The following is a 327-nucleotide window of genomic DNA, read 5'->3' as shown; positions in this document are numbered from 1 at the left end:
CCACGTGATACCGGTTACGAGCATCCTCGAACAATTCGACAGAATATTTCCCGACCGTGAGGAGCGTTCGGCGCGTACCGGGTGGGACCTGCCGGTCATCGGCACCGTCGACGTCTACCGGAACTCGCCGGCGATCTACAGTTTTGCCCCCGCGGCAGCGCTCATCGAGGAAGCCAAGACCTTCTTCGATGATGTCCGGCTGGCCTCGACCGGTACATACGGCCTCGCCGAACGCTGCCCGCTGCTGGTGCTGCGGTCGCCAAGGCGCTGGGAATAACGAGCTGGATTGCTCGCCCATGCTTGGCGGCAGTCACCGCATTTCCGACC

General features: G+C 63.0%; 1 pseudogene. It reads left to right on the top strand.

What is annotated here, in order from left to right:
• A pseudogene (locus EN859_RS36405) lies at window positions 1–277 on the top strand (methyltransferase type 11); the annotation flags it as partial.
• Between the last annotated feature and the right edge of the window lie 50 nt (window positions 278–327).

Origin of the sequence: Mesorhizobium sp. M00.F.Ca.ET.216.01.1.1 (genome assembly GCF_004010325.2) — a bacterium.
Lineage (GTDB): Bacteria > Pseudomonadota > Alphaproteobacteria > Rhizobiales > Rhizobiaceae > Mesorhizobium.
The sequence above is the reverse complement of the archived record's forward strand: the minus strand, read 5'-3'. Positions and strand labels throughout refer to the sequence as shown.